The 12,509-nt window shown below is 58.5% G+C and carries 13 protein-coding genes; 8 read left to right on the plus strand and 5 right to left on the minus strand.

Annotated features, from left to right (window positions below; genetic code table 11):
• Positions 1-49: 49 nt before the first annotated feature.
• Both SLH49_RS06110 and arsH read left to right on the plus strand, forming a co-directional pair.
• Positions 50-505 carry a hypothetical protein gene (locus SLH49_RS06110; protein WP_320268253.1) on the plus strand — a complete coding sequence of 152 codons (456 nt, stop codon included), beginning with the start codon at positions 50-52 and terminating at the stop codon, positions 503-505.
• On the plus strand, positions 502-1,215 hold the full coding sequence (gene arsH, locus SLH49_RS06115) for an arsenical resistance protein ArsH (protein ID WP_320268254.1): 714 nt from the start codon (positions 502-504) through the stop codon (positions 1,213-1,215). The genes SLH49_RS06110 and arsH overlap by 4 nt, the downstream gene beginning before the upstream one ends.
• A 67-nt stretch (positions 1,216-1,282) precedes the next feature.
• Here arsH and SLH49_RS06120 read toward each other — a convergent pair whose 3' ends face one another.
• Positions 1,283-2,404, minus strand: a complete 1,122-nt coding sequence (locus SLH49_RS06120; RefSeq protein WP_320268255.1) for a beta-ketoacyl-ACP synthase III — start codon at positions 2,402-2,404, stop codon at positions 1,283-1,285.
• A gap of 92 nt (positions 2,405-2,496) precedes the next feature.
• Positions 2,497-2,913 carry an iron response transcriptional regulator IrrA gene (irrA, locus tag SLH49_RS06125; protein WP_320240529.1) on the minus strand — a complete coding sequence of 139 codons (417 nt, stop codon included), beginning with the start codon at positions 2,911-2,913 and terminating at the stop codon, positions 2,497-2,499.
• Positions 2,914-3,073: 160 nt separating this feature from the next.
• Here irrA and fabA point away from each other — a divergent pair, with 160 nt between their 5' ends.
• The 4 genes from fabA (at position 3,074) to SLH49_RS06145 (ending at position 7,219) form a co-directional block, all read left to right on the plus strand.
• Complete coding sequence (fabA, locus tag SLH49_RS06130) at positions 3,074-3,583, plus strand: bifunctional 3-hydroxydecanoyl-ACP dehydratase/trans-2-decenoyl-ACP isomerase (RefSeq protein ID WP_320268256.1); 510 nt, start codon at positions 3,074-3,076, stop codon at positions 3,581-3,583.
• Between the two features lie 1,077 nt (positions 3,584-4,660).
• Positions 4,661-5,764 (plus strand): 3-isopropylmalate dehydrogenase, encoded by a 1,104-nt coding sequence (gene leuB, locus SLH49_RS06135; protein WP_320268257.1) that lies wholly within the window; start codon positions 4,661-4,663, stop codon positions 5,762-5,764.
• Positions 5,761-6,225 (plus strand): GNAT family N-acetyltransferase, encoded by a 465-nt coding sequence (locus SLH49_RS06140; RefSeq protein WP_320268258.1) that lies wholly within the window; start codon positions 5,761-5,763, stop codon positions 6,223-6,225. The genes leuB and SLH49_RS06140 overlap by 4 nt, the downstream gene beginning before the upstream one ends.
• A 28-nt stretch (positions 6,226-6,253) precedes the next feature.
• Entirely contained in the window at positions 6,254-7,219 is a 966-nt protein-coding gene (locus tag SLH49_RS06145; protein ID WP_320268259.1) for a DMT family transporter, read from the plus strand.
• Positions 7,220-7,221: 2 nt separating this feature from the next.
• On the opposite strand, the gene SLH49_RS06150 is transcribed toward SLH49_RS06145, so the two are convergent.
• Positions 7,222-8,802: an FMN-binding glutamate synthase family protein gene (locus SLH49_RS06150; protein ID WP_320268528.1), complete on the minus strand. Its 1,581-nt coding sequence runs from the start codon at positions 8,800-8,802 to the stop codon at positions 7,222-7,224.
• Positions 8,803-8,964: 162 nt separating this feature from the next.
• Positions 8,965-9,618 (minus strand): hypothetical protein, encoded by a 654-nt coding sequence (locus SLH49_RS06155; protein ID WP_320268260.1) that lies wholly within the window; start codon positions 9,616-9,618, stop codon positions 8,965-8,967.
• A gap of 84 nt (positions 9,619-9,702) precedes the next feature.
• Between SLH49_RS06155 and SLH49_RS06160 the strand changes: the two genes are divergently transcribed.
• Positions 9,703-10,041 carry a helix-turn-helix domain-containing protein gene (locus SLH49_RS06160; protein WP_320268261.1) on the plus strand — a complete coding sequence of 113 codons (339 nt, stop codon included), beginning with the start codon at positions 9,703-9,705 and terminating at the stop codon, positions 10,039-10,041.
• On the opposite strand, the gene SLH49_RS06165 is transcribed toward SLH49_RS06160, so the two are convergent.
• Entirely contained in the window at positions 10,025-10,834 is an 810-nt protein-coding gene (locus tag SLH49_RS06165; protein ID WP_320268262.1) for a division plane positioning ATPase MipZ, read from the minus strand. The genes SLH49_RS06160 and SLH49_RS06165 overlap by 17 nt on opposite strands.
• A gap of 321 nt (positions 10,835-11,155) precedes the next feature.
• On the opposite strand from SLH49_RS06165, the gene SLH49_RS06170 reads away from it, so the two are divergent.
• On the plus strand, positions 11,156-12,424 hold the full coding sequence (locus SLH49_RS06170) for a DEAD/DEAH box helicase (RefSeq protein WP_320268263.1): 1,269 nt from the start codon (positions 11,156-11,158) through the stop codon (positions 12,422-12,424).
• Positions 12,425-12,509: the final 85 nt, after the last annotated feature.

Below are 12,509 nucleotides of genomic sequence, written 5' to 3' on the forward strand. Positions count from 1 at the left end.
GGCAAGTTTCCCCAAAGGCTGCGGTAGTGGCGTAAGAAGGAGTACACGCATGGCGAGTTATGTCGGGTATCTGAAGAAACATAGCGAGGCGCTGGTCAAGGATGTCGGGATCGAAAACGCCTGCGAGTTGACCGGTAAATCCAAGGCCACGCTGGGCCGCTATTATTCGGATCACGACGAACATGCCGACCGGTTCATGCCAATCGATACCGTGGCAAAGCTGGAGGCCGCCTCATCCTATCCGCATGTGACCTCGGCCCTCGCTGAAATTCGCGGCATTACAATGTCTTACGACACCACGCGCAATAATGCGGAAGGTGAGATCAATACCGATGTGATCAAGCTGAGCCAGCGTTTCGCCTTGCTGATGGCGGAGTATAATCAGTCGATTGCCGACGGAGTGATCACGGTGAATGAGGCCAAAAGGCTCTTGCGGGAAACAACGGCGCTGCAGAAGGTTTTGATCGACATGAAGCTGCGACTGGAAGAAGAGGCCGGGCGATGAGCATCGATACATCCGATATGCCCAATATTGTTCCGGGGGCGTTGCAACCGCTTGATTTTGCTGCCCTTGCAGGTCCCGATGATCTCGGGCATCCGCCGCGTATCCTGTTGCTTTACGGCTCGTTGCGCGAAACCAGCTATTCGCGGCTTGCGGCGGAGGAAGGCGCGCGGGTGCTGCGCGCGCTGGGCTGCGAGACGCGGTTTTTCAACCCGTCCGGCCTGCCGTTGCCCGATGATGTGGATGCGGATCATCCCAAAGTGGCGGAGCTGCGCGATCTGGTGATGTGGTGCGAAGGCATGGTCTGGTCGAGCCCCGAACGGCACGGCGCCATGACGGGGATCATGAAGACACAGGTGGATTGGGTCCCGTTGTCACCCATTGGCGGCATCCGCCCGACGCAAGGCAAGACGCTGGCGGTCATGCAGGTCTCTGGCGGGTCGCAATCCTTCAATGCTGTCAATCAGTTACGTATCCTGGGGCGCTGGATGCGCATGATCACAATCCCCAATCAATCCTCTGTCCCGATGGCGTGGAAAGAGTTTGAGAACGGGCGGATGAAGCCGTCATCCATGTATAACCGCATCGTGGACGTGATGGAGGAATTGGCGCGGTTCACGCTGATGACCCGTGGTCGCGATGCGATGCTGACGGATCGGTATTCGGAGCGCGTGGAAAGCCTTGAAGATGTCCACAAACGCGTGAGTGGCTAGACCAGCGGCACGAAGGGCACGCCGCAGGCGGTGAGGGTGAGAAATGCGAGGATGATCAGGGTCGTCTTCATGCGCGGCGCTCCACAATCACGGAACCAACGGAATAGCCCGCGCCGAACGAGCAGATGATGCCTTTGTCGCCATCCGCCAGATCATCGGAGTATTTCGAGAACGCGATCATCGACCCGGCGGACGACGTGTTGGCGTAATCCTGCAGGATATTGGGCTGCTCGCCTGCCTCTGGGTTCCGCCCCAGCACCTTTTTCCCGATATAGTCGTTCATCGTCTTGTTCGCCTGATGCAGCCAAAGCCGCTTCAGGTCACCCGCCGTGATCCCTGTATCGTCCATATGCTCGGCGATATGTTGGCTGACGAGCGGCAACACCTCTTTGAACACTTTGCGCCCATTTTGCATGAATTGCATGTCACGCCGGTCTTCCATCCGGTCCTGCGTGCGGCGCAGATAGCCATTGTTGTTGCGGATGTTGTTGCTGAATTGCGTGGCGCAACGGGTGGAGAGGATGCTGAACCGGTCGCCGCTCAGGTCGTCGTCACGCTCCAGAACTGCGGCAGTCGCTACGTCGCCAAAGATGAAGTGACAATCGCGGTCGCGCCATTCCAGATGGGCCGAGCAGATTTCGGGGTTGATCACCAACGCCCGGCGGATCGAGCCAGAACGGATCATGTCGGCAGCGGTTTGGATGCCGAACGTGGCGCTGGAACAGGCTACGTTCATGTCAAAGGCAAAGCCGCCCGCGCCCAGAAGCTCTTGAATTTCGACACCAATTGCGGGGTAGGCGCGCTCCATATTCGACGCAGCGCAGATCACCAGATCAATATCCTCGGCGGCGACACCGGCCTGCGCGAGCGCCTTGTTTGCAGCATCGACACCAATTTCGGCCATGTAGCCGGGGGCTTCATCATCGCGCGGCGCAAGCCTCGGGAACATACGCTTGGGGTCAAGAACGCCCTCTTTGTCCAGTACATAGCGGCGTTCGATGCCTGATGCAGCCACGATGAAATCAGTTGAGGAATGCGCCTTCGCCTCTGCTTCGCCGCTCTCGATAGCCATCGCGTTTTCGGCATTCCACTGGTCGGCATAGGCGTTGAACGCGACGACCAATTCATCGTTTGTAATGACCTGATCAGGTGTGAACACCCCGGTTCCGGTGATGGCGACGTTGTGCATGGGCTCCCCCCGAATTAGTTCGGGGAAGATAGGGGGAGCAGGGATCAAATGTCCACCGGTGGCGGTGCGTCACCCTGCAGCGTGTTTGATGATCAGGTGCGGCGTAACCGGATGACGACGTCGACCGAAGCGATCTCGGCCCCTTCGGGCGCCTCAGGCAGCTTGCAGATCTCCAGCTCTTCGGCTGGCGCATCGCTCAGGCTTGCGGTGTCTTCCCAATAGAAATGGGGATGGTCGGTCATATTAGTGTCGAAGTAGCTTTTTGACCCATCCACTGTAATCTCACGCACAAGCCCCGCATCGCAGAACGCGCGCAGCGTGTTATAGACCGTGGCCAGCGACACTTTCGCGCCGACATTCGACGCCGCTTCATAGAGGCTTTCAGCCGTCACATGCCGATCCTGCCCATCGCCCACAAGCAGACCCGCCAGCGTCATACGCTGCCGCGTCGGGCGCAGGCCCGCGCCAGCGAGCCAGTCAGAACTGCGTTTTGTTTCGATCTCGGTCATGGTCGCTCGTCAGCTGCCGCTCCCCTTTAATATGGGGGAAATGTGTTGCGGATCAATTGCAAATCGTTCTCAACCTTCCGAATCCGGCAGTTACTTGCCCTTGGAAAGCCTGTAATGCTAGAGAACGGCGATCGTAGCAGTCAAGAATGAGACCAGATATATGGCGGATTATCCCACCAGCTTTGACAAGGACGACCTGTTAAAATGTGCCCGTGGTGAGCTGTTTGGCCCCGGCAATGCGCAATTGCCCGCGCCGCCTATGCTCATGATGGACCGGATCACGGACATTTCGGGCGATGGCGGGGCCCATGGCAAGGGGCATGTCCTGGCAGAGTTCGATATCACGCCCGATCTGTGGTTCTTTGAATGCCATTTTCCCGGCAATCCGATCATGCCGGGTTGCCTGGGGCTGGATGGGCTGTGGCAATTGACCGGCTTCAACCTCGGCTGGCGCGGCTGGCAAGGGCGTGGCTACGCGCTGGGCGTGGGCGAGGTAAAGCTCACCGGCATGGTCCGCCCCGACCGCAAGATGCTGACCTACAAGATCGACTTCACGAAGGCCGTCCAGACCCGGCGCCTGACCATGGGCGTCGCCGACGGCGTGGTCGAGGCCGATGGCGAGGTGATCTATCAGGTCAAGGACATGAAGGTCGCGCTGAGCGAGAGCTGAAGAGGTGCTGGGTAATTTTTGCTAACACCAATCACCCAATTATTCTGCGGACGTTCGTGCGCAACCGGCTGGCGGGGTTTGTGGAGTGACTAAGCACGATTGATTGCATGCTGCGGCCAAAGATACAGGTGAGCGAGGCCGATGGAGACTGCCCCGATCGGATGATTGTCGCTTGAGTAAATGATTGCAAAACTTTGGAAAGTCTCGCCAGATCCATCGGACCTGCCAATTATATCTGTAGTAAGGGGCTTGGGTGCCGAACCGCATCACAAAACTGAGATGTTGGCTGTGAGCCTTGTTGGTTGCTCCGTGCCACGGTTCGAATGCCCTCGCAAAGTACTGTCGCTTGTGTTGTTGCAAAAATTGGCCCTGAGGTCATAGCATGCATCAAATAAGCGCCGGATGACCGATGTATTGGCATACAATCGCTTGATTGAGCCTCCACGAAGGCGTGCATACGCGTTAGGCAAAAAACCAGCAACACAGCACGGGAGATATTGAGCGCTCTAAAAAAGTTGGTGTGGAACATGTCTCGGATGTTAAATTCAGTGAATTCTTCAAAGATTCCGCGCCATCTAAAGCCTGCATTGTTGGTCATTCCATGAAGCCCGTGGAATCAATCCAGAACTGAAGCAGCAACTGTCTTAGCAGACATCGGATCAGTAACGTCGAGCCGCAAGAGCTCAACATTGTCGAGCTTGCCCAGTCGTTGCGAATTCTCAGCGGCGAAGCTTTGAACTCAATATCCAAAGAAATATGAAACACTTAAGGCGAAGATGAGAACGTCTACAGCTCGCGATATGGCAAACATTGCAGAAGGGTTGTGGTTTAGCACATCACACGGCGATCAGATGGACGTCATATCCAAGCTTTTCATTGTTTGCCCTTTCGAAACGCTCACTGTAGCCCCGACTTCCTTAACCGGGGAGATTGTGGCAAATAATCGGGCTTTGCGGACAGTCCTTGCCGACGCACTATTTCGCTTGGCCATCGCGTTTCAAGTTGCCCTGGGATGGCTTGAACATTCGCCAAGGGCAGGCTAGCCCCATGCCAAATCGTCAGTAAAGGAACTCTGCCATGCCCAACCCGTCCCTTTTGATCCTTGCCGGTGACGGTATCGGCCCCGAAGTCATGGATGAGGTGAAGCGGATCATCGCGTGGTTCGGTGACAAGCGGGATCTGGTCTTTGATGTCTCCGAAGATCTTGTGGGTGGGGCAGCCTATGACGCGCATGGCGTGCCCTTGCATGACGACACGATGGCCAAGGCACAAGAGGTGGACGCGGTGTTGCTCGGCGCTGTGGGTGGGCCGAAATACGATGATCTCGATTTCAGCGTGAAGCCTGAGCGGGGCCTTCTGCGCCTGCGCAAGGAGATGGACCTTTTCGCCAACCTGCGCCCCGCGCAATGCTTTGACGCGCTGGCCGATTTCTCATCGCTCAAGCGCGATGTTGTCGCGGGCCTTGATATCATGATCGTCCGCGAACTAACCTCCGGCGTCTATTTCGGCGAGCCACGCGGCATTCATACCGAGGACAACATGCGCGTCGGCATCAACACCCAGCGCTACACCGAGGCCGAGATTGAACGCGCCGCCCGCGCCGCTTTCGATCTGGCTATGAAGCGGAACAAAAAGGTCTGCTCGATGGAGAAGGCCAACGTGATGGAAAGCGGGATCCTCTGGCGCGAGGTCGTGACCGAGGTGCATGCCGATTATCCGGAAGTCGAACTGAGCCATATGTATGCCGATAACGGCGCGATGCAGCTGGTGCGTGCGCCCAAGCAGTTTGACGTGATACTCACCGATAACCTCTTTGGCGATATCCTGTCCGACTGCGCGGCCATGCTGACGGGGTCCTTGGGTATGTTACCTTCGGCCTCGCTCGGCCTGCCGATGGCCAATGGACGACCCAAAGCGATGTATGAACCAGTACACGGTTCGGCCCCGGACATCGCGGGGCAGGGCAAGGCCAACCCGATTGCCTGTATCCTGAGTTTTGCGATGGCGCTGCGCTATTCCTTTGATGAAGGGGCAGAGGCGGACCGCCTCGAAGCGGCCATCGAAAAAGTCCTCGCCGAAGGCGCCCGCACAGGTGATCTGATGGGGCCAGAGGGCGGTACGCCGCTCAGCACCACGCAAATGGGCGATGTGATCATCGAAGCATTGGACGCAAGCCTGTGATCCAAATTCGGGCGTATTCCCCAAGCGATGCGCCCGACATGCTTGAGCTGAACCGGCACGTGCTGAAATACTACAATCTGGACGCAGCCACTGATCAGGAAGAGCAGCGGCTGATCGCGCTCTTGGATGGCAGGCGGCATCTGTCTTGCGAACTGGCCTATGTCGATGGGCGGCCTGCCGGTTTTGCCACCTGGGTGCTGACCTTTCCGGCGGGTACGGGCACCGCGCTTTACATGAAAGAGCTTTTCGTCGCGCCCGGTTTTCAGGACCAAGGCGTGGGCAAAGCCCTGATGGCGCATCTGGCCCGGATCGCACGGGATGAGGGCTGCAAGCGCATCGACTGGCAGACAGATGGTGACAATGCCGGCGCGCAGGCGTTTTATGGTGCCATGGGCGCGCCGGTCATCGACAAGGTCAGCTATCGCGTGACGGCGGCTGACTTTGACAGGTTCAGCCGGTAGCAAGGCGCCACGACGCAAAGGAAAGATCATGTCCCCCAATGCCAAAGGTGCCGTTCTCGCGCTTCTCGCCTTTGGCGTCTTTTCGACCCATGACGTGGTCGTCAAGGTGCTGGGGGGCACCTATTCCCCGATCCAGATCGTCTTTTTCAGCGTGCTCCTGAGCTTCCCCCTCGCCACGATCATGCTCATGCGCGACGCCAAACCGGGGACACTGGTGCCTGTCCATCCATGGTGGCTGGCCCTGCGCACGGTGGCGGCGGTGATCACAGGTGTTTCGGCCTTCTACGCATTTTCAGTCCTACCGCTCGCGCAGACCTATGCGATCCTCTTCGCCTCGCCCCTGCTGATCACGGTTCTGGCCATTCCCGTTCTGGGGGAAACCGTCCGGCTACGCCGCTGGCTTGCGGTCATTGTGGGCCTGGTGGGTGTGCTGGTCGTGCTGCGCCCTGGGCAAACGGAGCTCTCACTGGGCCATCTCGCGGCCTTGAGCGCTGCAGTTGGCGGATCGGTTGCGTCAATTATCGTCCGCAAGATCGGCGCCGATGAGCGGCCTGCGGTGATGCTACTTTACCCCATGGTCGTGAATTTCGTGCTGATGGCCTGCGCCTTGCCGTTTGTCTATCAACCAATGCCGATTGAGCATCTGGGGCTCTTAGGCGTAATCGCGGTCTTTGCCTGGACGGCGAGCCGCCTTGTCATCGCCGCCTATCAATCGGGTGAAGCCGCGATCATCGCGCCAATGCAATATAGCCAGATCGTCTGGGCCACGCTCTTTGGATTTTTCTTCTTTGATGAGACCGTGGATACGGCCACGGGGGCAGGTGCCGCGATCATCATCGCAAGCGGCCTTTACATCGTGCTGCGCGAAAGCCGCAGCGGCGCGTCCGAGAATACGCCCGTCCTGCGCACCCGGTCGCGGTCTGAGACGGCCACGACCCCGCGCGTGTCACTCTTCATGCGGATTGCCGGCAAGACTCCCCCGCGCAAAGAGTAAAGCTACTGCGCCGCCATCTGCTGTTGCGCCTCCGGCGGGGCAAAGCTGTGCGGGTTCGCCCGCGCCCAGCGCTCGCGATAGATCGGGTTGTCGTCGCCATCATCCAACAGGAACCCTTCGCGCAGATAGGTGTAGACATCTGCCGCCTCTGTCATCTGTCCATCACCGCGCCGTGTCATGAAATGATAGGGCAGGAAACCGCAGGGATTATCGAGGCCCGCCGCCCCAGCCATTTCGCCCAGTGCCTTGAGCGTATTGTTGTGAAAGCGCGCGACACGCTTGTATTTGTCGTTCACGTTCAGTGCTTTCTGCCGCAAAGGGTCTTGCGTGGTCACACCCACCGGGCAGTGGTTCGTGTGGCAGGCCTGCGCCTGAATGCAGCCGATGGCGAACATATAGCCTCGTGCCGAATTACACCAATCAGCCCCCAGCGACAGGGCGCGCGCAATGTCAAAGGCGCTGACGATCTTGCCCGCCGCGCCGAGCTTGACCTCATCCCGGATGCCAGCGCCCCGCAGCGTGTTGTGGACAAATGTCAGCCCCTCAACCATGGGCATGCCGACGTGATTGGCAAATTCGAGTGGAGCCGCTCCGGTGCCGCCTTCACTGCCATCCACCACGATGAAATCGGGGATGATGCCTGTTTCCAGCATCGCCTTAACGGTACACATGAATTCCCGCCGGTGCCCGATGCAAAGCTTGAAGCCGACCGGCTTGCCCCCCGACAGGTCACGTAGCCGGCCAATGAATTGCATCAATTCCATCGGGTTCGAGAATGCAGAATGCGCCGCGGGCGAGACGCAATCCACTCCCATCGGAATGTCGCGCGCCTCGGCAATTTCGGGTGTGATCTTGGCCGCTGGCAACATGCCACCATGGCCGGGTTTCGCCCCCTGGCTCAGCTTCAGTTCGATCATTTTGACCTGATCATTGCCCGCCTGTTTGGCGAATTTGTCGGGGTTGAACGTGCCGTCGTCATTGCGGCAACCGAAATAGCCCGAACCGATCTCGTAAATCAGATCGCCGCCGCCTTCGCGATGATAGCGGCTGATCCCGCCTTCGCCGGTATCATGGGCAAATCCACCCATTTTGGCACCCTTGTTCAGTGCCAGAATGGCATTCGCCGAAAGCGCCCCGAAACTCATCGCCGAGATATTATAAAGCGACGCCATATAGGGTTGCTTGCATTTCGACCCGCCGACTTTCACTCGGAAATCACTCGTCTCAAAATGCGTGGGCACGACCGAATGGGTTAGCCAGGAATAGCCTGCTTCGTAGATCATTTCATGACTGCCGAAGGGCCGCTTGTCTTCGGCACCCTTCGCGCGCTGATAGACCAGTGAGCGCTGTTCGCGGCTAAAAGGTTGCTCTTCCTGATCGCTTTCAATCAGGTATTGCCGAATCTCAGGACGGATTTTTTCAAACAGAAATCGGATATTCCCCAGAACCGGATAATTCCACAAAACCGCATGCCGGTTTTGGGTGACGTCGTGAATACCAATCGCCGTCAGGATAGCGAAGATAGCGGCCAGAATGAAAACCCAAGGCGCCCAGAACCCGATCACAAAACAAATCACGGTCATCAGCGCCACAAACACGAAAGTCGCGTAGCGCTGTAATGAGATCAATGCACGCACAACAGAATCCTCCCCTGCCTGAGGCTACATTAGAACCGCGATATGCTTAACGAAAGGTGGTTCACAGCGAATGTGATGGGCGCGCCGAATGAGCGGGCCCGGACCGGCTCAGTTCACCTTGATCAGTGGTTGCTGCAGCCCGACCTGCGGACGGTTCTCGGGAATGTAGAACCCTGTGCCGTCAACATGTTTGCCGCCCATGAAAAGCATGTTTGGCGTGTCCTCGCGGACATAAAGGAAGTCGTGGTCGATGACGAAATCGCTGCCTTCAACGAACTTCAAAAGGACGCAAGGCTGGCCAAGGATATCCCGATCCACGCCCAGTTCAAACGGACCCGCTCCGCAAGCACCTGCGGGCAATTGGTTCAACTGATCGACCATTGGCGCTGCCAGAACCGTGAGGTTCAGTTTCTCATTCAGCACGTAATCCTGCGACCATGCCCCGTTGGCCGCAGGATTGGGGCCATGCCAGACAATGTCGCCGGCAAAATCATAAGTGATCGCGGGGATCGCACAGGCCGGATCAGCATAAACCGTGATGCTTGCCGCAAACCCTCCGGTCTCGTCATAGGTAAAGTCGCGTGTCAGATAAGTCGTGGTCGGCACGGCGTTGGGATTGGCCGCGTTTGTCTGCGGCCGGATTTCGCAACTGATCGAGGTCCATTGGCCGACAATCCGGTTCTGCAGACCGGCAAGGCTGGTGTCTTCGGCAAAGGACGGGCTGGCCAAAAGGGCAAGGGCGGACAGGATGGAAAGGCGCATCGTAATCTCCATTTGCTTGACGATGCTTCCTAATCTGCGCATAGAATTGGTTGTGGCAACTAGTCATCATTTTCTGAGGTAGTCATGAAAACGGAACTTATGGTGCCGGATAAGGACGAAAACTGCCCCGTGACCCATTGCCTGTCGGTGGTTGGCGGCAAGTGGAAGCCGCTTTTGCTGTTCTGCATCACCCATGGGGTGGACAGATTCGGCGCGATGCAACGGGCCATCCCTGCGATTACCAAGCAGATGCTGACCCAGCAATTGCGCGAGCTTGAGGCGGACGGTCTGATCTCACGCACCGTCTTTCCGCAAGTGCCGCCGCGTGTGGACTACGCCCTGACGGACCGTGGCCGCACGATCCTACCCGTCATCGACGCGATGCGGGATTGGGGCGCGCGGGACCTTAGAAATCCGGGCTGACGCCGGGCAGGTTGAGCGCCTTGATCAGGTCGCGGAGTTCCTGACGCGCGGCGAGGTTTGACATGCTCAGGCTGGTCACCCCGATATCGCGCAAATCGAGCAGGGTCAGTCCGCGCGGGAAAAGCTCGCGAAAGACCACGCGCTCGGAAAAGCCGGGTGCAGGACGGAACCCGATCCGCTTGGCAAGCTTGTCGATTGCGCGCTGCATCTTCTCCTTGTTGATCATCGCGGTGGTGCCCAGCCGGTTGCGCACGACCACCCAGTCAATCGGGTTCATGCGGGCCTCTGACCGCATCTGGCGCGCGGCCCAGACCATCTCGGAATAGACAGAAGGCCCGATAATCTGTTCCCCCTCGCCATCGACATGGGCAAGCAGGTCGAAATCGACAAAACTGTCATTCAGCGGTGTGATCAACGTGTTGGACATCGCATGGGCCAATTGGCTCAGGCGCGTGTGTGAGCCCGGGCAATCGATCAGGATAAAGTCGCATGCGTCATGCATCGCCTCGACCGCGCGACCCAGAGCTTGATCGTCGGCATTCTGGCCGGGCTGAAGATCGCCCGACCCAATCTCGGGTAGGTCGACGTAATCGGGCGTGGGCAGATCAAGGCCCTCCTTCGCCAGAAACCCCCGCCTGTTTGCGATGTACCGCCCCAAGGTCTGCTGCCGCAAATCCAGATCCAGCGTGCCGATCTTGTGGCCCATCCGCGCCAGTGCCGTCGCCACATGCATCGACACGGTCGATTTGCCAGCCCCGCCCTTTTCGTTGCCGACAACGATGATATGCGCCACGCCAATGTCCTTGTGATCTGGTTTGCCGAAAAGCTCTATATGGCTTCTGATTGCGGCATGGAAGCGCCAGCATCAGGAAATTGCGTGGCGTTTGCCTTGACATGGGGCGGCAGGCCCATCATGTCACCCCCAACCGATGCAGGCTGCCGCGTGAGCAGCGCGGGACGTCACCGTCATCCGCACCACATCGACCACTCAGGTTCCCATCATCACGCGAGGGCGCCGCGCCGGGCAGAGACCGGGCGCTACCTTGCCACCACCCATCGACAGATGGGTCATTTTTGCTGTGGGCGCTTTGCCCGCAAGAACAGGATATCCATTATGGATTTTGACATGCTGGGCCTCGCGCCCCGACTAACCAAGACCTTGAAAGCACAAGGCATTACCGATCCGACCCCGATCCAGAAACAGGCCATTCCGCACGCGATGAACGGGCGCGACGTGATGGGTCTCGCCCAGACCGGCACCGGGAAAACGGCGGCCTTCGGCCTGCCGATGATCCACGCGCTCTTAAAGGCTGGCGTGAAGCCACAGGCCAAAACGGCGCGCGGGTTGATCCTCGCCCCTACCCGTGAACTGGCCAAACAGATCTCTGAAAACCTGACCGCCTATACCAAAGGCAGCCATCTGAAAGTGGCGCTGGTAGTTGGCGGTGCCGGGATCGTAGGCCAAACCAGGCGGCTTGCGGGCGGTGTTGACCTGCTTGTCGCGACACCAGGCCGACTGATCGATCTTTTGGACCGGCGCGCCGTGCGGCTCGACCAGACGATCTATTTGGTGCTCGATGAAGCCGATCAGATGCTGGATATGGGCTTTATCCATGCGCTTCGGCAGATCGCACCGCTTTTGTCCAAATATCGCCAGACCATGATGTTTTCGGCCACTATGCCAAAGCTGATGAACGAGTTGGCGCAAACCTATCTGACTGATCCTGTCCGCGTGCAGGTGAACCCACCCGGGCAGGCCGCGCGCAAGATAAATCAGAGTGCCCATTTCGTTGCACAGGCGGCGAAGCTCGACCTTCTGGTCGAACTCCTCGACGCCCACCGCGATGACCGCGCCATCGTCTTTGGTCGCACCAAGCACGGGTGCGAGAAACTGTCCAAGGTGCTGGTCAAGAAAGGTTTTGCAGCGGATTCAATCCACGGCAACAAATCGCAAGGGCAGCGGGATCGCGCGCTGAAGGCGTTCAAGGAAGGTAAAGTACGGGTACTGGTCGCCACGGATGTGGCCGCTCGCGGCATCGACATTCCTGATGTGCGGTTCGTCTACAACTATGACCTACCCAACGTGGCTGAGAACTATGTGCACAGGATCGGACGCACCGCCCGCGCTGGCGCAGATGGCAGCGCAGTGGCGCTTGTCGCGCCCGACGAGATGATCGAGCTGCAGGACATCGAAAAGACGATGAAGGAAACAATCCCCACAGCCTCCGGACGGCGTTGGGAGGTTCAGCCGGGCCAGAAAAAGCGACCGAACGGCGGCCCGCGTCGTGGCGGCCCGCAGGCAGTCAAACGCGGGGGCAGTTCGAGCAAGTACGGCGACAAACGTAGACGCGGTAGTAGATCGCGCAGGAAATCAGCGGCTTAAGGGCTCGAGCACTGCTGCGGGTCCGAAGGCAGCAAACGCCGCCTTAAGAATGTCATTAAAGGTGGACACGGTCTGCTTTGGGCCC

It is taken from the genome of Cognatiyoonia sp. IB215446, from assembly GCF_033963825.1.
Taxonomy (GTDB): Bacteria; Pseudomonadota; Alphaproteobacteria; order Rhodobacterales; family Rhodobacteraceae; genus Yoonia.

Excerpts from the sequence above, each read along its gene's own strand:
- SLH49_RS06110 (WP_320268253.1), top strand. The coding sequence starts at position 50 with ATGGCGAGTTATGTCGGGTATCTGAAGAAACATAGCGAGGCGCTGGTC.
- arsH (WP_320268254.1), top strand. The coding sequence starts at position 502 with ATGAGCATCGATACATCCGATATGCCCAATATTGTTCCGGGGGCGTTG.
- SLH49_RS06120 (WP_320268255.1), bottom strand. The coding sequence starts at position 2,404 with ATGCACAACGTCGCCATCACCGGAACCGGGGTGTTCACACCTGATCAG.
- irrA (WP_320240529.1), bottom strand. The coding sequence starts at position 2,913 with ATGACCGAGATCGAAACAAAACGCAGTTCTGACTGGCTCGCTGGCGCG.
- fabA (WP_320268256.1), top strand. The coding sequence starts at position 3,074 with ATGGCGGATTATCCCACCAGCTTTGACAAGGACGACCTGTTAAAATGT.
- leuB (WP_320268257.1), top strand. The coding sequence starts at position 4,661 with ATGCCCAACCCGTCCCTTTTGATCCTTGCCGGTGACGGTATCGGCCCC.
- SLH49_RS06145 (WP_320268259.1), top strand. The coding sequence starts at position 6,254 with ATGTCCCCCAATGCCAAAGGTGCCGTTCTCGCGCTTCTCGCCTTTGGC.
- SLH49_RS06150 (WP_320268528.1), bottom strand. The coding sequence starts at position 8,802 with ATGACCGTGATTTGTTTTGTGATCGGGTTCTGGGCGCCTTGGGTTTTC.
- SLH49_RS06155 (WP_320268260.1), bottom strand. The coding sequence starts at position 9,618 with ATGCGCCTTTCCATCCTGTCCGCCCTTGCCCTTTTGGCCAGCCCGTCC.
- SLH49_RS06160 (WP_320268261.1), top strand. The coding sequence starts at position 9,703 with ATGAAAACGGAACTTATGGTGCCGGATAAGGACGAAAACTGCCCCGTG.
- SLH49_RS06170 (WP_320268263.1), top strand. The coding sequence starts at position 11,156 with ATGGATTTTGACATGCTGGGCCTCGCGCCCCGACTAACCAAGACCTTG.